Source organism: Daquilactobacillus linshuiensis (assembly GCF_052828685.1).
In genome coordinates this window covers 91,463-112,296 of the sequence record NZ_CM128255.1, presented here as the reverse complement: position 1 = coordinate 112,296, position 20,834 = coordinate 91,463, and the positions used below count along the sequence as shown (strand labels likewise).

The 20,834-nt window shown below is 31.0% G+C and carries 25 protein-coding genes; 9 read left to right on the top strand and 16 right to left on the bottom strand.

What is annotated here, in order from left to right; genetic code table 11:
* The first annotated feature begins 93 nt into the window (after positions 1-93).
* Positions 94-729 carry a metal-dependent transcriptional regulator gene (locus tag ACUV9F_RS00615; protein ID WP_446183762.1) on the top strand — a complete coding sequence of 212 codons (636 nt, stop codon included), beginning with the start codon at positions 94-96 and terminating at the stop codon, positions 727-729.
* A gap of 15 nt (positions 730-744) precedes the next feature.
* Here the strand turns inward: ACUV9F_RS00615 and ACUV9F_RS00610 are convergent, their stop codons facing one another.
* On the bottom strand, positions 745-1,470 hold the full coding sequence (locus ACUV9F_RS00610; protein ID WP_446183761.1) for a DUF975 family protein: 726 nt from the start codon (positions 1,468-1,470) through the stop codon (positions 745-747).
* 319 nt (positions 1,471-1,789) lie between these two features.
* On the opposite strand from ACUV9F_RS00610, the gene trpX reads away from it, so the two are divergent.
* From trpX to ACUV9F_RS00595, 3 genes are read left to right on the top strand one after another with little or no spacing between them, the layout of a single operon-like run.
* On the top strand, positions 1,790-2,782 hold the full coding sequence (gene trpX, locus ACUV9F_RS00605; RefSeq protein WP_446183760.1) for a tryptophan ABC transporter substrate-binding protein: 993 nt from the start codon (positions 1,790-1,792) through the stop codon (positions 2,780-2,782).
* Positions 2,779-3,657: an ABC transporter permease gene (locus tag ACUV9F_RS00600; protein WP_446183759.1), complete on the top strand. Its 879-nt coding sequence runs from the start codon at positions 2,779-2,781 to the stop codon at positions 3,655-3,657. The genes trpX and ACUV9F_RS00600 overlap by 4 nt, the downstream gene beginning before the upstream one ends.
* Positions 3,657-4,412: an ABC transporter ATP-binding protein gene (locus tag ACUV9F_RS00595; RefSeq protein WP_446183758.1), complete on the top strand. Its 756-nt coding sequence runs from the start codon at positions 3,657-3,659 to the stop codon at positions 4,410-4,412. The genes ACUV9F_RS00600 and ACUV9F_RS00595 overlap by 1 nt, the downstream gene beginning before the upstream one ends.
* Positions 4,413-4,453: 41 nt before the next feature.
* On the opposite strand, the gene ACUV9F_RS00590 is transcribed toward ACUV9F_RS00595, so the two are convergent.
* The 7 genes from ACUV9F_RS00590 to ACUV9F_RS00560 form a co-directional block, all read right to left on the bottom strand.
* Positions 4,454-5,383 carry a DUF4097 family beta strand repeat-containing protein gene (locus tag ACUV9F_RS00590; protein WP_446183757.1) on the bottom strand — a complete coding sequence of 310 codons (930 nt, stop codon included), beginning with the start codon at positions 5,381-5,383 and terminating at the stop codon, positions 4,454-4,456.
* Positions 5,383-6,024 carry a DUF1700 domain-containing protein gene (locus tag ACUV9F_RS00585; RefSeq protein ID WP_446183756.1) on the bottom strand — a complete coding sequence of 214 codons (642 nt, stop codon included), beginning with the start codon at positions 6,022-6,024 and terminating at the stop codon, positions 5,383-5,385. The genes ACUV9F_RS00590 and ACUV9F_RS00585 overlap by 1 nt, the downstream gene beginning before the upstream one ends.
* Positions 6,017-6,331 (bottom strand): PadR family transcriptional regulator, encoded by a 315-nt coding sequence (locus ACUV9F_RS00580; protein ID WP_446183755.1) that lies wholly within the window; start codon positions 6,329-6,331, stop codon positions 6,017-6,019. Before ACUV9F_RS00580 ends, ACUV9F_RS00585 begins: the two co-directional genes overlap by 8 nt.
* Positions 6,332-6,408: 77 nt before the next feature.
* Positions 6,409-7,200: a phosphonate ABC transporter, permease protein PhnE gene (gene phnE, locus ACUV9F_RS00575; RefSeq protein WP_446183754.1), complete on the bottom strand. Its 792-nt coding sequence runs from the start codon at positions 7,198-7,200 to the stop codon at positions 6,409-6,411.
* On the bottom strand, positions 7,197-7,985 hold the full coding sequence (gene phnE, locus ACUV9F_RS00570; RefSeq protein ID WP_446183753.1) for a phosphonate ABC transporter, permease protein PhnE: 789 nt from the start codon (positions 7,983-7,985) through the stop codon (positions 7,197-7,199). The genes phnE (ACUV9F_RS00575) and phnE (ACUV9F_RS00570) overlap by 4 nt, the downstream gene beginning before the upstream one ends.
* The gene (gene phnC / locus ACUV9F_RS00565) at positions 7,978-8,754 is read right to left on the bottom strand and encodes a phosphonate ABC transporter ATP-binding protein (protein WP_446183752.1); all 777 of its coding nucleotides are present in this window, start codon (positions 8,752-8,754) and stop codon (positions 7,978-7,980) included. Before phnC ends, phnE (ACUV9F_RS00570) begins: the two co-directional genes overlap by 8 nt.
* A gap of 81 nt (positions 8,755-8,835) precedes the next feature.
* The gene (locus ACUV9F_RS00560; RefSeq protein ID WP_446183751.1) at positions 8,836-9,765 is read right to left on the bottom strand and encodes a phosphate/phosphite/phosphonate ABC transporter substrate-binding protein; all 930 of its coding nucleotides are present in this window, start codon (positions 9,763-9,765) and stop codon (positions 8,836-8,838) included.
* Between the two features lie 289 nt (positions 9,766-10,054).
* On the opposite strand from ACUV9F_RS00560, the gene ACUV9F_RS00555 reads away from it, so the two are divergent.
* Entirely contained in the window at positions 10,055-11,035 is a 981-nt protein-coding gene (locus ACUV9F_RS00555) for a GMP reductase (RefSeq protein ID WP_446183750.1), read from the top strand.
* A 9-nt stretch (positions 11,036-11,044) separates the two neighbouring features.
* Positions 11,045-11,503: a nucleoside 2-deoxyribosyltransferase gene (locus tag ACUV9F_RS00550; protein ID WP_446183749.1), complete on the top strand. Its 459-nt coding sequence runs from the start codon at positions 11,045-11,047 to the stop codon at positions 11,501-11,503.
* 144 nt (positions 11,504-11,647) lie between these two features.
* Here the strand turns inward: ACUV9F_RS00550 and ACUV9F_RS00545 are convergent, their stop codons facing one another.
* The 3 genes from ACUV9F_RS00545 to ACUV9F_RS00535 are packed head-to-tail and all read right to left on the bottom strand — an operon-like array spanning position 11,648 to position 13,475.
* The gene (locus tag ACUV9F_RS00545) at positions 11,648-12,292 is read right to left on the bottom strand and encodes a YczE/YyaS/YitT family protein (protein ID WP_446183748.1); all 645 of its coding nucleotides are present in this window, start codon (positions 12,290-12,292) and stop codon (positions 11,648-11,650) included.
* Between the two features lie 11 nt (positions 12,293-12,303).
* Positions 12,304-12,951: a DNA alkylation repair protein gene (locus tag ACUV9F_RS00540; RefSeq protein WP_446183747.1), complete on the bottom strand. Its 648-nt coding sequence runs from the start codon at positions 12,949-12,951 to the stop codon at positions 12,304-12,306.
* Positions 12,952-12,965: 14 nt separating this feature from the next.
* Entirely contained in the window at positions 12,966-13,475 is a 510-nt protein-coding gene (locus ACUV9F_RS00535) for a MarR family winged helix-turn-helix transcriptional regulator (RefSeq protein WP_446183746.1), read from the bottom strand.
* 166 nt (positions 13,476-13,641) lie between these two features.
* Between ACUV9F_RS00535 and ACUV9F_RS00530 the strand changes: the two genes are divergently transcribed.
* A complete protein-coding gene (locus ACUV9F_RS00530; RefSeq protein ID WP_446183745.1) occupies positions 13,642-14,577 on the top strand; it encodes an ATP-binding cassette domain-containing protein in 936 nt (311 codons plus the stop codon).
* Positions 14,578-14,593: 16 nt separating this feature from the next.
* The gene (locus tag ACUV9F_RS00525; protein ID WP_446183744.1) at positions 14,594-15,367 is read left to right on the top strand and encodes an ABC transporter permease; all 774 of its coding nucleotides are present in this window, start codon (positions 14,594-14,596) and stop codon (positions 15,365-15,367) included.
* A 64-nt stretch (positions 15,368-15,431) separates the two neighbouring features.
* Here the strand turns inward: ACUV9F_RS00525 and ACUV9F_RS00520 are convergent, their stop codons facing one another.
* The 4 genes from ACUV9F_RS00520 to ACUV9F_RS00505 form a co-directional block, all read right to left on the bottom strand.
* Positions 15,432-15,794 (bottom strand): hypothetical protein, encoded by a 363-nt coding sequence (locus tag ACUV9F_RS00520; protein WP_446183743.1) that lies wholly within the window; start codon positions 15,792-15,794, stop codon positions 15,432-15,434.
* 20 nt (positions 15,795-15,814) lie between these two features.
* Positions 15,815-16,825: a DUF6287 domain-containing protein gene (locus tag ACUV9F_RS00515; protein ID WP_446183742.1), complete on the bottom strand. Its 1,011-nt coding sequence runs from the start codon at positions 16,823-16,825 to the stop codon at positions 15,815-15,817.
* A gap of 14 nt (positions 16,826-16,839) precedes the next feature.
* Positions 16,840-17,421 carry a hypothetical protein gene (locus ACUV9F_RS00510; protein ID WP_446183741.1) on the bottom strand — a complete coding sequence of 194 codons (582 nt, stop codon included), beginning with the start codon at positions 17,419-17,421 and terminating at the stop codon, positions 16,840-16,842.
* 77 nt (positions 17,422-17,498) lie between these two features.
* Complete coding sequence (locus tag ACUV9F_RS00505) at positions 17,499-18,566, bottom strand: LysM peptidoglycan-binding domain-containing protein (RefSeq protein WP_446183740.1); 1,068 nt, start codon at positions 18,564-18,566, stop codon at positions 17,499-17,501.
* Positions 18,567-18,734: 168 nt separating this feature from the next.
* On the opposite strand from ACUV9F_RS00505, the gene ACUV9F_RS00500 reads away from it, so the two are divergent.
* Positions 18,735-19,073, top strand: coding sequence for a helix-turn-helix domain-containing protein (locus tag ACUV9F_RS00500; RefSeq protein ID WP_446183739.1), 339 nt, complete (start codon positions 18,735-18,737; stop codon positions 19,071-19,073).
* A gap of 168 nt (positions 19,074-19,241) precedes the next feature.
* Here the strand turns inward: ACUV9F_RS00500 and guaA are convergent, their stop codons facing one another.
* Positions 19,242-20,789: a glutamine-hydrolyzing GMP synthase gene (gene guaA / locus ACUV9F_RS00495; RefSeq protein ID WP_446183738.1), complete on the bottom strand. Its 1,548-nt coding sequence runs from the start codon at positions 20,787-20,789 to the stop codon at positions 19,242-19,244.
* Positions 20,790-20,834 lie beyond the last annotated feature (45 nt).

Sequence of the window (20,834 nt, the reverse complement as noted above, 5' to 3'; positions counted from 1 at the left end):
TACTTAATATAACAATTGTTATTAATTCTCTCAATACTAAATTTACTTTATTTGTTTTGTACTCTATACTCTAATTATTAAAGGAGCAAAAAAATGTCACCTAACAAAGAAAACTATCTAAAAGTTGTCTACGAGTTAACTTTAGATTTTAGAAAAGTTACTAATAAAAACATATCTTTAATTATGAATGTTAGTGCTGCTTCTGTTACTGAAATGCTAGCTTCACTAGCCAAAGATGGTTTAATTGAACATAAGCCTTACAATGAAATAACTTTGACAACTTCAGGAAAGAAAGTTGCTAAAGAATTAGTAAAACGTCATAGAATTTGGGAAGTTTTTTTATCTGAAAAACTACACTATGAAATCGACACTCTTCATGAAGCTTCAGATCAACTTGAACATACTTCAGATAATGAATTAAGCGAGCGATTAAATGAATTCTTAGGCTATCCGCCTCGCTGTCCACACGGCGGCATAATTCCTGGAAATATTAAAAGTAGTCTAAATTCTGACACTCCTCTTACAGAATTTGCAACAGGAGCTATTAAAAAAATTCACCGAGTAGTAGATAATCATGAGTTTTTGAAAAAATTTAAGACTACTGGATTAACAATTGGTGAAGAAATAAAAATTCTTGAAAAAAATGATAAGAATATTATTGTTGAATCAAAAGAAGATGGAGCCGTAGAAATTCCTATTTCAGATGCAGCATTTATTTTTCTCAAATAAAAAAAGGGATAAAATTTATCCCTTTTTGTGTGCTATTAGATCCTTGTAAAAAATAGTATATGCCGAATTTTTGTAAGGAAATAGCCAAAATGACAATAATCCACCAGTTAGTACATTTAATATATTCCAACCAACAAAACTCAGTTCCAGCATGAAATAGTCCCATTTATGATTTTGTAAAATTCTATAACTATTAAACATACTTGAAATTATACCTAGTTTTCTTCCATTTGAATTTGCTTCTTTATAAATGAAATATTGCTGAGAAAATACTACTTGTAAGTATAATCCAGGTATAATCAAATAACTCAACCCTATTTGAATAAGAAAATTAGAAATAATCCACATACAAATAATTTGAAAAAAGTAATCTGGTTTAAATACTCTAAATGCACTCTTAATTGGAGTAGCTAAACTTTCATTGTTTTCACTTCTTAGCCAATCCAACAGTGTATATTGTGAACCAACAACAATCATAGCTATAAACAGCTGAAATCCTAACAAAAGAATAGACTGACTAGCTGAAAAACCAATAATTTTTTGGCTCGTTATCATTTTTGATATTTCATCTACACTATATTGAGATACAACATACGACGAATAGTAGTAAATCATTGTAAAATAAATAACCGTCAAAACAGCAGCTGGAAGATTTAATAATGTAAGTCTTTTTCTTTCAACTTTTAACAACATCTTTGCTTGTAACTTTACTTCTTTTGGGCTTAAAATTCTTGGCCTCATTTAACATGCCTCTCATTTCTTAACTTATAATATACTAACATAGTTGACTTTATTAAAAAAATTAACTATAATTCATTTCAACTTATCAAAGGAGAAAAAGATTATGCAAAAAACAATTGTAATATTAACAAATATTCGTTGGCAAAGCCTACACTAACCGTGTTGGCTGATTTTGCGTAATCAATTTGCCCACACGGAAAATTTCTGTGTGGGTTTTTTCTTTGTCTAAAGACAACTCCCACTAAAACTGGAAGTTGTCTTTTTTTTACGCAAAATTTCAACAATTTATTTATTTTAACTAAAAAAGGAGAAAAATAATATGAAAAAATTATATGGAGCAATTTCAATAATCATCATTTTTTTAATCTTTTCATTTTTTAATGAATCACAAAAACTATCAAAAAATACCATTCCTCGAGTGGGTATTCTTCAATTAATGTCTCATCCAGCTTTAGACGAAATCAATAAGGGTATTAACGATAGTTTAAAAAAAGCAGGATATGTAAATGGAAAAAATATACATATTGACTATTTAAATGCTGAGAATGATCAAAGTAACTTAAGTACAATGAGTAATCAATTAATTCAAAAAAACTCTGATGTCGTGGTTGGAATAGCTACTCCAGCAGCACAAGCGTTAGCAAATGTAACTAAAAAAACACCTATAGTATTAAGTGGTGTAACAGATCCCAAAGGTTCTGGATTGGTTAAAAATAATTTGCATTCTGGAAATAATATAACTGGTGTCTCCGATCAAGCTCCGATAAAAAAACAATTTGAATTAATAAAAGAAATAATGCCGAATATTCATGATATTGGACTTATTTATACATCAAGCGATCCTTCTGCAACTACCCAAATGAAACAATTCAAAAAAATTGCAACTGCTTCACATGTGAACGTCCACGTTTCAAGCATAAGTTCATTAAATGATTTAACCCAAGTTACACAATCGTTAATTCCAAATGTTCAAGCAATATATATTCCAACAGATAATACAGTAGCCAGTGGTTTAAATAATATTAAGTCATTAACAACACAAGCAAAGATTCCTGTGTTTCCAGCTGCTGAAACCATGATGAAAGATGGCGGATTAGCTACAGTTGGCTTAAGCCAATACGAAATAGGAAAACAATCAGGAAAAATGATTATTGATATTTTAAAACACAAATCTACTCCATCAAATACCCCAATAAAATTCATAAGAACTGGTAAAACAATTATCAACTTAAATCAAGCCGAGAAATTACACATTACCATACCTGAAAAATTAATTAAAGAAGCAAAAGAAAAAGGAGAAATTTTACAATGAATATTTTAATATCAACGATTGGTCAAGGAATCATCTGGAGCTTACTGGCAATAGGTCTTTATATTACATTTAGAATTTTAAATTTCCCAGACATGACTGTAGAAGGAAGTTTTCCACTTGGAGCTTCAATAGCAGCTATCAGTATTTATTCTGGACATTCAATATTTTACTCATTATCCATATCGTTTATTGGAGGTAGCTTAGCAGGTCTTACTACGGCCATTTTATATACAAAATTAAAAATTCCCATTCTCTTATCAGGAATTTTGACCATGACTGCTTTGTACTCAATAAATTTAAGAATACTAAAAAAAGCAAACTTATCCTTACTTGATAAAAAAACAATTTTTTCATATTTCAGAGATTTACCAGCAAATTTCAATATAATCTTGGTAGGTATAATCGTTATATTTATTACTATTATTTTATTAATTCTATTTTTAAATACGGAAATGGGACAAGCTTTAATAGCAACTGGTGACAACGAAATTATGGCAGAATCTTTAGGAATTTCTATAGACAATATGAAAATATTAGGCTTAATGGTTTCAAATGGTTTGATTGCCTTAACTGGAGCCTTTGTCGCACAACAAAGTGGATACGCAGATATAACAATGGGAATTGGAGTTATTGTTATTGGATTAGCTGCAATAATAATTGGCGAAGTGGCTTTTGGAGAATTATCCTTAACTAACAGAATAATCGCAATAGTTGTTGGTAGTATAATTTATAGATTAATTTTACTCGCAGTCTTACAACTTGGCTTCAATCCTAATGATTTAAAGCTAATTTCAGCAATAATTTTAGCAATCTGTTTAGCTTTACCTAAATTTCGCGAAACGACTAAATTTTTATTAAAAAGAGGTATTAAATAATGACACCAAAATTAATTTTTGACAATGTTTCAAAAATAGTTACAACCACTGTCAATCAAAATACAATATTAAAAAAAACTGATATTAAAATTAATAATCAAGATTTTGTTGTAATTCTAGGTACAAACGGAGCTGGTAAATCAACTTTTATGAATTTAATTGCCGGCAATTTACAACCATCTAGTGGTACAATTTTTCTAGAAGATAAAAATATTACTAATCTAAAAAAACAAAAACGTGCTAAATATATTAGTAGAGTTTTTCAAGATCCAAAATTAGGAACAGCCCCAAGAATGACTGTCGCAGAAAACTTACTGTTAGCTCAAAAAAGAGGGGCACATCATAAACTCGTCCCTAGAAGATTAACTACTCAAATGAAATATTTTAAAGAGCTAACACAAAAACTTCCAAATAATCTAAATGAACATTTAAATACTCCAACCCAAAACTTATCTGGAGGACAAAGACAAACTTTGAGTTTCTTAATGTCTGTTTTAAAAAAGCCTGAGATATTGCTGCTAGATGAACATACAGCGGCATTGGATCCTCAAACAAGTAATGAATTGATGAAATTAACTGATAAGACAGTTACTGAAGAAAAAATAACTTGCCTTATGGTAACCCACAATATTGATGATGCCCTCAAATACGGAAATCGACTACTTGTTTTCAATAACGGACAAATAGTTTTAGATTTGGATAAAGAATCGAAAGAAAGTTTCACTAAAGAAAAACTATTAACATATTTCAATTAAGTTAAACCCCCGACATTAGATCTGATGTCGGGGGTTTTGTTTTAGTTAACGTTAATTTGTCCATCTTTTGAAGAAATATTTAATAAGTTAGTATTAGTCTCATCGTTTTTAAATTCTTTTTTATAGGATTTTCCTTGAACAATGATTGAATCATCATCACTATTATTACTTATATTTAATCCAGAATTCTTTAGCTGATTAATTTTAATATCTCCATCATTATTGAAAATTTTATTGTCCTTACCATTGACATTTACTTGATACATTTCAATAGTTCCATCACTAACAAAAATATCGGCATTTTGAAGACTAGAATTGGTCAACCTAAAGTTATCATCAGATTCAGTTTTTATATCCTTCAACTGTGAATTTTCAATATTTATGCCTTCAGACTTAACGCCACCTCTAATAATTGAGTTTGTAATTTCTATTTGTCCATCATCTGCTTCAATATATGATTCATTATTTATATCACTACCGTTCAAATAAACGTTACTGTCCTTAGAATTTATTGTCATTTTAGAAGTAATATCATCACTTATTTCAACTCTGCCATCAGAATTTTTTATATTTATTTCATCGAGTTTTTTATTGTTAGGTATAGTTATTTCAATCAAATTGTCATACTTATTATTAAAAAAACCAATTGTTGTATCTAATTTTGTACTTTCTCCGTTTACATTTAAAACGTCATCTGTTTGTTTATAAGTAGACATTTCTTTATTATTACCACTTCTTTTTATTGAAAACTGTTTTCCATAAGAAACTTTTACATTTGTATCTGAAGTATTAATGTTAATTTTCTTAAATTCTTTCAAGTTATTTTTAATTTCTTTTGAATTATTTTCAAATACTTCAGTATGACCATTTTTTACTATTAAGTTTTTTGCGCCACCTAAAGCAGCTCCTACTACCACCATAATCATAGCAATGAAAAGTAATATGGAAGTAATAATATAATATTTTTTCATTATTTTTCCTCCTTTGCTTTATAGTATTGTTTATTGAAGAATTTTTTCCCAACATATTTAGCAAAAGAAGTAACGGCATCAACTAATATTTTGATAATGTAATACGCTCCAGGTGCGATCATTAGACCTAAGATCAATGTTCCTATTCCAATTCCTAAATAGAATAGACCTACAGACCAAGTTATAAATAAGACAGTAGCTCCTTTAGTTAAAATCCAAATTCCTCCAACAATCAGCCCAAAAATTAAGCCCAAAAACCCAATAAATAATCCAAAAACAATTGCAAAAAATCCAATTAAAATTGCTAATAACCCTAACCCAGCAGGTATCGCTGTTGGTATAGCAAGCAGTCCCAAAATAATAATCCAGACAATTTTCATCTGATTATTTTTTTTAGGTTTTTCATTTTTTACAGTTTTAACTTCATCATTATCAATCACTGAATAGTCAGCCAAAATTTTTCTTGCTAGTTTTTTGGGTGTTCCAAGTTCTGCAACAATTGCATCAGGAGTATTTAACTTAGAATCTAAAATGAACTCCTTATAAAATTCCAAGATATCTTTTTGCTCATCTTCATTTAGACTAGTTATATTTAATCTCAATTCTTCAATATATTTATTTACCATCTCATCTCTAGTCATTATTTACCTCCAATATTTCATTAACCGTAATCATAAAACCGAGCCAATCTTTTTGTATGTCTTCTAATCTTTTTTTTCCTAAATCTGTAATTTTATAGTATCTACGGTTACGCCCTTGATAAGGTTGATCATACGTTGTTAAGTAGTCATTTTTTTTGAGTCTTCTTAAAACAGGATAAATAGTAGACTCAGAAATATCAAAATTTTCTTGAAATCTTTGAGTTAGCGTGTATCCATATAAATCTTCTTTTAACAAAAAAGCAAGCATCGCTCCATCTAAAACTTCACTCGGAATTTGAATTGCCATCACTTTATCCTTTCTAATATTATATATCGTATAGTATTATATTAAATAAAAAAAGATGTTTGTCAACATCTTTTAATTTAAGATAATTTTTTTCTTAATATTCCAGATATGAAGTCAATTAGTGTCACAGTAATTATTATTCCGATCAAAATTATACCAACTCTATTCCAAGATCTTGTTTGTATTGCAAAAATAAGTGGTGTTCCTATTCCACCTGCACCAACCATTCCTAGTATCGAAGCAGAGCGAACTGCAATTTCAAATCTATACAAAGTTAGTGACAAGAACTCAGGTAATACTGTTGGTAGTGTTGCAAAGAACAATACTTGAGACTTATTTGCACCTACACTTGTTATGGCTTCACTAGGACCGAAATCTGCATTTTCCAACGTCTCAGAAAATAATTTCCCCAACATTCCAATAGAATGAATACTTAACGCTAAAACCCCCGCGAAAGCCCCCGGTCCAACCGCTTTAATAAACATGATTGCTAAAACTATCTCTGGAAATGTTCTAATAATTATTAAAATAACTTTACCAGTTTGACTTTTAAATTTTCTACCACCTTTTTTAATATGAGCAGAAAGAAATGCAAAGGGCACACTCAAAATTGCTGAAATAAAAGTTCCTAAAAATGCTATTGCTAACGTTTGTATAATCAAAGAAACTAAGTCTTCCCCACTTCCATTATATACATAGCTCCAGTCAGGGTTAAAAAGTCCACTAAATATTGACTTACTTACTTCTTTAGCAGAATCTTTTATCCCGATATTTCCTATACCAGAAATACTCCAAATATAAATTATTACAATAACAATTGCCCAAATAATCCAATTGTATTTAGGGTTTTTTAATATTTTTTTAGTCATACTAATTTCTCCCTTAATACATTACTTAAAGTATCAATGATTAGAACAACAATAAAAATAGCAATAATAATAACTGCCGTTTGGTCATATCTAAACGAGGCCAGTGATCTTTGAAGATAAACTCCAATACCACCTGCACCCAAGTAACCAAGAACAGTTGAAGCACGTACGTTAATTTCAAAAGTGTACAAGAAATAACTGACAAATTGATTTAATACTTGAGGAATTATCGCAAATACAATTACTTGCATTTTGTTTGCGCCACTGGATATTACTGACTCAACTGGTCCTAAATCGATAGTTTCGACAGTTTCATAAAATAGTTTTGATATCATAGCAAACGAAAAAATAGTTAACGTTGCCACACCTGCTACCGGACCTATTCCGACTACTGCAACAAACAAAGCTGCTAGTAACAAGTCAGGTAGTGTCCTAACTAAGTTCAAAATAAATCTTATTATTCCAGTTATATATTTATTTTTGATTACAGTTCTTGCAGCAATAAAAGAAAATGGCAATGCAATTATAGTACCTAAACTAGTTCCTATAATTGCCATTTGTACGGTTTCTAGCAAAGGTTTTATAACATAGTTACTATAGGTCCAGTCAGGATTAGCCATTTGCTTTAATAATTCAAAGAATTGAGAAATATTAGTAATAAGCAGATTAAGATTTACACCTGTAATAATAGAACTGGCTATCAAACAAAGTATGAAGATAATAATCCAAAATACAGACACCAAATGTAATTTTTGGACTATATTTCTTTTAGGAATATCATTCATTTGTTATCTCCTTTTGCAAAATATTACCGTTATAAATTTCATCTAGTTGGCTTTCAGTTACATCTTCTATTTTTTTGTCATAAATAAGCTCTCCAGATCTTAATCCTATAATTCTAGAAGCATATTTTCTAGCTAACTCTTTAGAATGTAAATTAATCATTATCGTGATTTTTAATTCATCATTTATCTTTTTTAAATCATCAAGAACTAGTTTTGTCGTCATAGGATCTAAGGAAGCAATTGGCTCATCAGCTAATATTATCTTTGGATCTTGAATTAATGTTCTTGCTATTGCAACTCTTTGTTGCTGTCCTCCAGACAATTCATCAGCTCTTGTATATACTTTTTCAGCCAAATTAACTCTTTTCAAAGCTTCGATAGCTTTTCTTTTATCAGTACTAGAAAATAAACCTAGAATACTCCTAAGTGTTGAATAATATCCAATTCTACCTGATAAGACATTTCTCAATACTGATGATTGTTTTACTAAATTAAAATTCTGAAAAATCATTCCTATACTTCTTCGTATAGTTCTTAGTTTTTTCCCTCTGGCCTTTACTATTGACTCTCCATCAATTAAGACATCGCCTTCACTTATTGTTTGTAATTGATTTATAGAACGTAACAATGTACTTTTTCCAGCTCCTGATAATCCTACAACAGCAATGAATTCGCCAGAATTTACTTCTAAATTTATATTTTTAAGACCTAACGTACCATTATCATAAATTTTTGAAACATTTTTAAACTTAATCACAGGTTCATTCATTTAATAAAGCCACCTTTTCAGAAAAAAAGTCGTTTATTTTTATAAACGGCTTTAATCATTCTTAGATTTTGATTTATAAAATTATTTTGTTAATTTTTTAGCGTCATTACTATACTGTCTAATCAAATCAAAGTTACTGTCTTTAGACTTCTTATATCCTTCATGAGAATAAATTTCGGATATAATCTTATGACCATCTTTTGTTTTTGCAATTTTAATAAATGCATTTTGAATTTTCTTTTGCCATTCTAGTGATATATCTTTTCTCACAGAAACTGTGTCATTTGGTATAGGTTTTGTAAAGTAAATTGGTTCTACTTTATTCATAACATCTGGTACATCTTTTTTAACAATATTTCTGGCATCTTCAAAGACAAATGCAGCATCCGTATCACCATTCAATACAGACATTATTCCTTGATCATGTCCTTTAACTTGGACAGTCTTTATTCCATCTTTGTTAATATTAATTCCTTTATTCATTAACTCAACAGCAGGGAATATATATCCAGATGCTGAAGTTGTATCTTGAACGGCAATCTTTTTACCTTTCAAGTCTTTGATACTTTTAATATTGCTACCTTTTTTAACAACAATCATAGATCTGTATTTATCAACCAATTCATTACTATTCTTACCACCTGGTTGAACTATTTTGTAACGTTGAGCTTGAAGTAGCACTTTTGTACCATTTTGTTTATGTGCCATTACGTATGCATCAGGAGGTAATAACCCAACATCAACTTGTTTTGATCCCATTGCTTCTACGATGGTATTGTAATCTGTCGATACACTTACCTTAACTGGAATACCTAATTCTTTAGATAGTAATTTTGCCAAAGGTTTCGCTTTTGCTTCCATGGTATCTGCTTGAGATGACGGAACAAATTGAACCTTTAATTCCTTTAAGTCCTGAGAAGCCTCTTTTTTATTTTTTGAGCCACAAGCTGCCAAACCAACCCCTAAAATCAATACAAAAACTGCTAGTAGAATTTTTTTCCAATTTTTCATCTACTTCATTCCTCCTTTACATTATGAATTAACATTATTACAAAAAACGAACTTTATCAACTCAAAATAATCAAAAGTTTGTTTTTTATTGGTACGAACCAATTTAAAACCTTTATATCATAGGTTTTTGTAATTAAAATCAATAAAACACGAACATTACACAAGAAATAACAGTTGACTTTCGCAAAAATATATTCTATATATAGATATGCATCATATCTTTAGCACAATATGATGTATGACTTTAATAAGTTGGTTTATTAACATTCGCTTTTTAGGAGAAGTTCAAATGCAAACTTTTGATTACAATGATATACAGCTCATACCAAATAAATGTATTGTCGATAGTCGTTCACAATGTGTTACCAGTGTAACTCTTGGAAATCACACCTTCAAAATTCCTGTCGTTCCAGCAAATATGCAGACTGTTATAGATGAAACATTAGCAAAGCAACTTGCTAACAACGGGTATTTTTATGTAATGCATAGATTTGAACCAGAAAAAAGATTATCATTCGTTGAAGAAATGAATAAAAGTAATTTGATTAGTTCAATTAGTGTTGGTATCAAAGATACTGAGTTTTCTTTTATTGAAGAACTAGCAAATAAAAAAGCAATTCCTGACTACATTACAATTGATGTTGCTCACGGTCATAGTGACGCAGTTATTAATTTGATTAAACATATCAAAAAAACATTACCAAAATCATTTGTTATTGCAGGTAATGTTGCCACTCCGCAAGCGGTTAGAGATTTAGAAAATGCCGGTGCTGATGCCACAAAGGTTGGAGTAGGACCTGGTCGTGCATGCATTACAAAATTAAAAACTGGCTTTGGAACTGGCGGATGGCAGTTATACGCTATTAATTTATGCTCAAAAGCTGCAAGAAAGCCAATTATTGCTGATGGTGGAATTAGATATAATGGTGATATAGCCAAATCAATTCGATTTGGAGCAACTATGGTAATGATTGGCTCACTGTTAGCTGGACATAAAGAATCTCCAGGTGAATTGATTGAAAAAGACGGTGTTAAACAAAAAGAATATTTCGGATCAGCTTCTCAATATCAAAAAAATGAATATAAAAATGTTGAAGGAAAAAAATTATTTATTAACTATCGCGGTAGTATTTTTGATACACTTAAAGAAATGCAGGAAGATTTACAATCTGCAATATCTTACGCTGGAGGAAATGATCTTAAGGCAATTACTAAAGTTGATTATGTAATTGTTAAGAGCTCAATTCTAAATGGCGATATCAATATTTAGGAGATTTTAATGAAAAATATTTACCTTGCCGCACCTTTTTTTGATAAAGAACAAATTTCAAAGCGTGATAAACTTGCAGCTTTACTTTCATCAAATCCAACTGTTGATAAAGTATTTCTACCAGGAGAACACGAAGACGATCCAGAATCGGAATTCGGTTCAATTGAATGGCAACTTGCAACTTTTAAATTAGATATTAATCAAATAAACCAAAACGACGTTGTGGTTGCTATCCTTGATTACGATAAACCTGATTCTTCAGATCCAGGAACAATTTGGGAATGCGGATATGCTTTTGCAAATAATATTCCTGTTATTGGTGTTCAATTTGACAGTTCTAATAAACTTAACTTAATGCTTTCAATGAGTCTTACAGCTTTTTTCAATCCTGAAAAAGACATTGAAGATATTAAAAATTATAATTTTGATTTACTTCAAACAAGATTTTCTGATTACGAAGTATTTTAGTCAAAAAAAGAGTTACTTAATATATAAGTAACTCTTTTTTTGACTATGTATAAATTGGGGTGGGTATTAATACCCACAAACAGTATTACACATCAATTTAATAATTAAAATAGACAGCATCAACTTTGAACAAGGTTAAATAAATTACTTTAAAAATTTAGCGTCATGTTTTAAATCTTTAAAAACGATTTTATCTGCTATACCTATAAATACACCTTGAAACAATAATGCAATGACTGTTCCAACATTTACAGCAACTATATTTCCCTCAATCAGATAGCAAATTAATATCAAAATAATCGGAGGAATAAAACTCACAATTTGTGCAATTTCAGGATTTCCTTTGAAATATTTGAATCTTAAAATATACGACAAATCATCATTTGGATGTAAAACCAAATTCACTCTTTGGTATATGGATATAGCTACAGCAATAAGGACTATTCCAATAATATCAAGGAACAAACGCCAACCAATTGGTAAATTTATAATATGCAAATTATTTAAAATAAATGTAAAAAATTGAACAAGATAACTAAACGGAATTATAAAAATAAAGTTACCAAGCATTCTAGCCCAGTCCATTTCTTTCAATAATATAGAATTAAGTACAATTACCACAATCCCATATACAAAAAGGATATTACCCAAGTTTATACCTAACATCTTTGACAAATTAGCAGCTGATGCAGTCCATAATGCACTGCCTAGATTAGTCGATATAGTCAAGGCATTAGCAAATGAATTTAAAAAAATCGAAAATATAAAATACAAAAACATTTTATTCATAAAATATCTCATCAGCTATTTTCCTTTATTATTAACTTTAACGCTTCTTTTTTTGCTAAGCTGGATAATTCATTATCTTTAACAAATTTTTTAACCCACTTTGGATCAATTTTTCCATAATCTCTAAGTGCCCAACCTATAGCTTTTTGAATAAAAAATTCATCTGTATTTATATCATTAGTAATCATTTTTGATAGGTAGTCAGTATCAACTTTTTGTTTAAAGCCTAACTGCAAAATTATACCCATTCTTCGAACCCAAAATATTTCATGCTCATAAAAAAGTTTACCAACCCAGTTAAAATCTTCAGGATGTAACTTTACATATTCGCTAAACAATTTTCTCCAGACATCAATCGTATCCCACCACATTTTTGATTGTGACATTTCTAAAAATTTAAGCAAATAATCTTTATTCCATCTTTTCTTTGCTCTAACTGCTAAATCAATTGCCAGATACTGGTATTCTCTTGTATCTTGGTCATAATATTTTTTTATTTCATTAAATAATTCTTCTGTTAATAACTGCTTTATTTCTTTCCAAGCTTCTTTTTCGAGTGTATGTCTTTGAGTCGCATCCACTCCACTGAACTTAAATTGATTTCTCATATAAGAAGCCATTTTTTCACTCTTTTTAGAGTCAAACGGTAATTGTATCATGGCAAACCTCTTTTTTATTGGTCTTCTTCTGGCTGTGCAGTCTTTTTATCTAACTGTTTGAGCATAATTCTTGTTCCAATATTTTGAATACCTTCAATCTTCAAATTTTTACGAATACCATCATTCATCTTATCAAGAATTTTTGCTAGTTGTGTCCATTCTTCAGGTTCTAAATAATCAATATACTCTGGAATATAAAAGAGACTTTTTTCTGCTTCATGGCGGCCTTTTTCAGTTAATTTTACTAGTTGAACTCGTCCATCTTTTAAAGATTTATTTTTTGTAACAAGTCCCTTTTTTATAAGCTTATTTACAAATTCCGCCGTTGATTGAACGCTCATATTTAATTCTTCTGCCAATTTTTTTTGTGATATATTATCTTCTTCACTCAGTGCAACAAGAATCTTATTTTGTCCTCTAAAAACTGGAGAGTGGCGCTCAACTTGTTCATTTGCCATATTTTGTAATGCAGTAAATTCATATAACTTTGCCGCTAATTCATGTTTCTCAATTAAATCAACCATATATCCTGTAAGTCCTTTGTTTTATTAACATAAGTATAACAGGTATTTTTGCTAAATTATAGCAAAATAATAAGGGCACCTTAATAAAATTGTTGACAATATACTCAGGTACCCTTATTATATTTTTTGTCAGGTACCCTGAACAAAATACAAGGAAGTTTTATTTATGGAAAATGATTACGCTATTGAAATCAATGAACTAACAAAAAATTTTGATCAGCAAACTGTTGTTGATCATATATCACTTAATATTAAACGTGGTGAAGTTTTTGGTCTACTAGGACCTAACGGAGCTGGCAAAACCACAATGCTTCGCATGATGACAACTCTATTAAAACCAACTAGTGGTTCAATCCATATTTTGAGTCATGATGTAAAAAAAGATCCTCAATTAATACGCTCAACATTTGGCTTAACAGGACAATATGCATCCGTTGATGAAGATTTATCCGCTCATGAAAATTTGATGATTTTTTCAAGATTAAACGGATTATCACGCATAGAATCAAAAAAACGAACCGCTGAATTACTTGAAGAATTTTCCTTAGTTAAATCAGCTGATAAGTCAGTTTTAAATTTTTCTGGAGGTATGCGTCGCCGATTAGACTTAGCAATTAGTCTAATTACACAACCTCCGTTAATATTTTTAGATGAGCCAACTACTGGACTAGACCCACGAACACGTACTCAAATGTGGACCACTATTAAAACTCTAACTGCAAAAGGATCAACAGTAATTTTAACCACTCAATATTTAGAAGAAGCAGATAAATTAGCTGACAGAATTGCTGTTATTGATCACGGAAAACTTATAAGTACTGGTACACCAACAGAACTTAAATCTAAAGTTGGTGGCACCAAATTTAAAATTGAAATAAAAAATGACAAAAAAATAATTCTAGCAACAGACATTATCAAAAGGAACTTGTCAGCAATACCTCAAATAGATCACAACACAATAAAAACAACGTTTAATAATTTAAAATTAGTTGGCTCTACACTAGAATCACTAACTAAAAATGGCATATCTATAACAAGTATGTCTATATCTCAGCCATCTATGGACGATGTTTTCTTTTCACTAACAGTCGGCAAAAATTAAAAGAAGGTAAATACTTATGATGAACTTACAAAAAACAAATATTTTTTCTAATATTACAACAATGACCTATAGAAATTTATTAAAGACACTGCATAATCCAGATAAAATTTTGGACGTGATTTTTCAACCTATTATATTTATGTTAATGTTTGGCTACTTATTTGGAGGTGCCATTGCTGGCAACGTACATGCATATTTACCAACAATTGTACCCGGAATTTTAATGCAAGCATTAATATCAGCTGCTTCTGGTTCAGGCAGTCAGATCAGTGATGACTTTCATTCTGGAATTTATGATAGATTAAAATCTCTACCAATCGCTAACATCACTCCATTAGCAGGTCAACTATTAGCTGATATATTAAGATTATTTATTGCAGCTATCGCTTCTTTAACCACAGGATTTTTAATGGGTTGGAGACCTGGTGCAGGGTTTGGGTGGGTAGTTTTAGTAGTACTACTTGATATATTTTTAGGTTGGTCATTAAGCTGGATTTTTGCACTATATGGAATACTAGCAAAGGGTTCGACAATGGTTGAAAGTGTATCATTAATAACTATGCTTTTATTAACATTTCTTTCCAGCGCTTTTGTTCCTGTTAGTACTTTGCCCCACCCAATGAAAATCTTAGTTAGTTTTAACCCTGTATCATACGTTATCCAAGCATCACGATTAATGCTGAATCAAGGCGTATGGTCTTCACAAGCTTGGGTTGTATTGATTTCTGGTATATTGGTAATTTCAGTTTTTGCACCATTAACAGTTTTTACTTACACTCATAAAAGCTAAAGAACTTTATTTTAAAATTACAAAACAAATAAAAAATCAGTCTAATAATTAGACTGATTTTTTATTATTTATTCTTTATATACTTGGTTCCACTGGCCATGTCGACTAATCCACTGGCTGATGTAATTTCAAATGATTTTCTGTCTTTAGATAAGTCTGCATTAATTCGCGTACCATCTTTGAATTTCATTTTCAATTCATCTTTATCAATTTCGTAAGTCCCTTTATTGCTACCGTCTTTAAAAGTCTTATCTTTTGAAAAAGTCATAGTATCTTTTGTTGACGTGAAAAGAACTGTGACTTTTCCTGTGTAAGAACCTTCCAGACGACTTGCATTATAGTTGTGCCATACAAAACCAATAATAATTAGTAATATAACTGCCACCCCAATTACTATTGATTTGTGTTTATTAATAATTTCTTTCATTTATATATTCCTCATTAAAATTAATTTCTATAATATGCTTGGTCTGCAAATCCACTTTGACCCCCGCCAAGAATTATACGATCTTTACTCATATCCGAATCATCAACTGATCCGGCCTTTGTTCCTTTAGGAATAAATAATAACGGGCTCATTTGTGACATTCCTTCTTGGAATCTACCAATAGTTCCCAGCATTGCACCATTTTCAGTCATATCACCCTTAGCAATGACTTCAGGAACTCCATCTTCTTCAGTACCGGAAATTATGGCACCTTTGTTGACAGATATATTTAAACCAGCAGGTCTATTCATTATCTTATTAGTGATATTCATAGATTTTCCATCTGCCGGATTAGTCCAAGTACCAACTAAACTTTCATAATTATCAGATTGAATTTGTGTTAAATTCATTTTTGAAGAACTTTTATCCTTATTAACAGATCCTTTAGGCTGTCTCTCATATACTTGCAAGTAAGGTTGATCCCCTACCCAAAAAGTTATATGTTCTTTTGTTCCATCAATAGTGGATGGAAGTCCTTGTTTCATACCATCCATATCATCTAAAGAAACATTTTTAGGATAGAAATCAATAGAATACTCATGAGCACCTAGTGTTCCAACTACATTTAAATGACCATTTTTCATATTAAATCTAGCATTCGAACTATTATTTTCACTATCACTCATGGTAGAACCAACTAATTGAGCTGAATTATTTGTAACTTTGTCAGCTGTAATAGCAATACTATCCTCTGGACTAGGAGCTTGCCACACACTCCCTTTTCCATCTAAATGGTTCACAGAGACCGCAACTTCTTTCCAGTCACCAACAATGCTCTTATAATTTCCCTTTTGAATTTGATCAACGTTCATAGTTAATTCAGAATGTTTAACATTATTCTTTTTATGAGAAACGACTTTTTCGCTTCTAGAATCACTACTATGTTTTGCAGTTGGTTTATCCAAATTACTACAAGCTGTTAGTAGTAAAACAGACATAAAACCCACTATTGTATAGGAAATTTTTTTCATCTTTAATTCTCCTATTACTTGCGAAGTGCATTAAAAGTTGAAGCAGCGGCTGCAATACCAGCACTAGTAGCTGCTGACTTAGTATTATCCGCAATATCTTGTTGCATAGCTTTAATTTCTTCTTGAATAGACATTTGGTCTTCTTGGAAGTGCTGTGTTTCTAATAGATTAAATGCCTCTTGTAAATCGCGAGCACGATTTTCTTCAACTAATTTATAAAGTCGGTAAGCGTCTGTATAGTTGTAAAATTTCTCTGGAAAACCTTTTGAGCCATTTTGGTATACAGGATTATCAATCTCAACTTGTAATTCTTCTTTCTTTTTTCCAACTAATTCGTTAGCTGGCATAATATAGAAGAAATATTTAATTGCCATTAATATCAAAGCTGGTATTGCAAAAACCCACGCATATTGTTTAATATCAGTTAACAAATATATACCTGCAAGTATCCATAAAGTAATAATAGTTCTATGAAATTTCCTTTTACCTTTTGTAAGTTTTCTTTCAGCAATATTTAAATTTTGTTGAGCATTTGCTACCCCAACAGTTTGGCTTCTTTTTTCGTGTAGATAATTTAGTAATTCTTCTTTAGTCATTTTATTTTCTCCTAATTCTACTCATAAAAAGACACTCACTCACATGTGAGTAAGTGTCCGTTTAGAATTTATTATATTTAGTTATTAACATCCAAACCATAGAATGGGTCGCCATACCATTGGATTGTCATATCACTTACAGTAATCATACCTTTGTGAGTTGTCTTATCAACAGAACCCGTTACTGTGAGATTAGAAATATAGGCAGAAACATAAGAAGGGTCTGTTAAGTTGTCTTGTATAAATGTTGAATACAATTCTTTTGCCACACCCATATCTGAGGTGTATTCATCCATATTGCCAGAAGCACTTAGATGTTGTGAAGTGAAAGTCCAGTCAGCACCTGAAGGAGCTTTGCCCGTTGGGATACCCCAATATTTGCCATTAGCTGACATATTAACTAAACTCATAAAATCAGCTTTAATGGCTTCAGCGTTTGGTGTGTAAATATTGTTTGTTGGAGGATTTGTATTTCCACCATTGTTATTGTCGCCACCATTATCTGGAGGAGTTACGTTTCCACCATTATTGCCGTTATCATTTCCGCCTGGATTAGTGTTTGAACCACCACCATTGTTGTTTGATCCACCATTATTTGGAGGTGTTACTTTACCATTGTTATTACCGTTGTTTGAACCAGTATTATTTCCAGTTGAACCATTGTTCTTTGGAGAAGTTGGTGTGGCCGGTTTAGCAGGTGTCTTTGTTCCTGAGTTGTTGTCAGTCACTGGCTTGTTAGGATTCAAATTATAAGTATGGTTATTACCATTTGTATCCTTACCTGTTACAGTTTCGTTTGACGCATTAAACCACAACTTGTTTCCTGCATAGATTAAATCTGCATTGGCTATTTTGTTGATTTCAGTTAAACGTGCTACTGAAGTATTGATACCATTTTTGTTTGCAGCTTCTGCAATTGTTGAAAGTGTATCTCCCCATTTAATTGTGTAAGGAGTTGTTCCACTCGTTTTTAGTGCTGATTGAATTGATTCCACAGAATTAGCTGTCCATGTTGCAGCATCTACTTTATTAGAACTTATAGCTGTTAAGCCAAGTCCTACCCCTAAAGCCAAAGCACTAGTAGTGATGGCCTTTTTTGCCTTATTATTGTGTTTCATTTTTCTAATTTGCTTTCTTGTAAGCATAATTCCCTCCATAATTTAATTATACGTATATAAGAACTACTGTATTTTAACACAAAACAAGCATTATATTCCATTGTTTTTTAAAAACAAAGCATTTTGTTCTCTTTAGCCTCTATTCAATACAGATTAAGATTAGATAATAACCTTAATCGAATTGGAGCAAAGTTTATGCCCGACATTTCAAAAATTATTAGAGAACGTAGAATTGCCTTGAAGTTGTCCATACCTAAGGCTGCTGAAAAAGCTGATTTAAGTGAGAGTTTTCTCTCAAAATTCGAACGTAATGTAATTCCAAACATTAGCTTGGATAAGTTTTTAAAACTTTGTGATGCATTAGACTTAAAAATCACCGATATTTTTGACGAAAATAATCTTTTTGACCCTTCGGAAATAAATACTCCCGAATTATTTAAATATTTAAAGGCTTTACCTTTAGAGACACGAGAAGAAATTTCAAAAAACTTTTTGAACATACTTAAAAAATCTAACGAAATAAATAAAGATTAATCCTCTATAAAAAAATGCCCTAGGTAGCTATTGCTACTTAAGGCATTTTTTATATTCTTGGCGACATTTCTGGCGACCAATTTTATAAATCTGACTAATTTTAGGTTATGAAAACTCACTTATACTGCTATTAAATCCACATAAATCCTGATAAGTCACATTTATAGTCTATTCCCACTCAACTGTTGCTGGTGGCTTACTTGTAATATCGTAAACTATACGGTTAACGTGATCCACTTCATTTACAATTCTTACTGAAACTTGTTGTAATACATCCCAAGGTAATTTTGTGAAATCTGCCGTCATTCCATCTACAGAATTTACCGCACGAATTCCAACCGTATAGTCATAGGTTCTTCCATCACCCATAACACCTACTGAACGAATCCCTGGCAACACTGTGAAATATTGCCATACTTCTTTATCTAATCCTGCTTTAGCGAATTCTTCTCTTAGAATATAATCACTATCACGAACTATTTTTAGTTTATCTTCAGTTACTTCACCAAGTACTCGAATTCCTAATCCTGGTCCTGGGAATGGTTGACGCCATACTAATTCATGTGGCATTCCCAATTTTTCACCTAATTCTCTTACTTCGTCTTTGAATAATGTATTCAAAGGTTCAATCAAACTAAATTGCATATCTTCTGGAAGTCCACCAACATTATGATGTGACTTAATTGTTGTTGCTGTACTTGTTCCACTTTCGATAATGTCAGTGTACAAAGTACCTTGTGCTAAGAAATCAATTCCGTTCAACTTAGTTGCTTCTTCATCGAACACTTGAATGAATTCATTTCCGATAATCTTACGTTTTCTTTCTGGATCTGATACTCCTGAAAGCTTATCTAAGAAACGTTTCTTAGCATCTACTTGAATAATATTTAGTCCAAATTTACCACCTAGACTATCCATTACTTGTTCTACTTCACCCTTACGAAGCAATCCATGGTCAACAAAGATGCTTACTAATTGGTCTCCTATTGCTTGATGTAATAATACACCTACGACTGATGAGTCAACTCCGCCTGAAAGTCCTAGAAGAACTTTTTTATCGCCAACTTTCTCTCTGATTTTTTTTATTTGCATTTCAATGAAATCATCCATTGTCCAATTATCAGATGCTTGGCACACGTTATATGCAAAGTTCTTTAGTATTTCCATTCCATATTCTGTATTTCTTACTTCTGTATGGAATTGAATTCCATAGATTTTTTTCTCACGATTTTCAATTGCTGTAAATGGTGTATTATCACTTTCTGCTACTGTCACAAATCCTTCAGGAATTGCTGTAACTTTGTCTCCATGACTCATCCATACTGTTTGTTTTTCTGGAAGTCCTTTAAATAAGTCTGTGTCTTTGTCAGTGATTGTGATTTCAGCTTTACCGTATTCACGTTCGTTAGAAGCTTCTACATTGCCACCATTCTTGAAACTTATTAATTGCATACCGTAACAAATTCCTAAAATTGGAATTCCCAATTCAAAAATCTCTTGGTCAATAGTAAATGCACCGTCATCATAAACACTCATTGGTCCACCTGAAAGAATAATTCCTTTAGGTGCCATTTTTTTGATTTCTTCTGCACTTGTTGTGTTAGGAAGAAGAACTGAATAAATACCCAACTCACGAATTCTACGAGTAATCAATTGATTATATTGACTACCATAGTCTAGAACAATAATACTATCAGCATTAACTTGATCTGCCACCACATTCACCTCGTCTAAATTTATATTTATATAATTGTACATAAA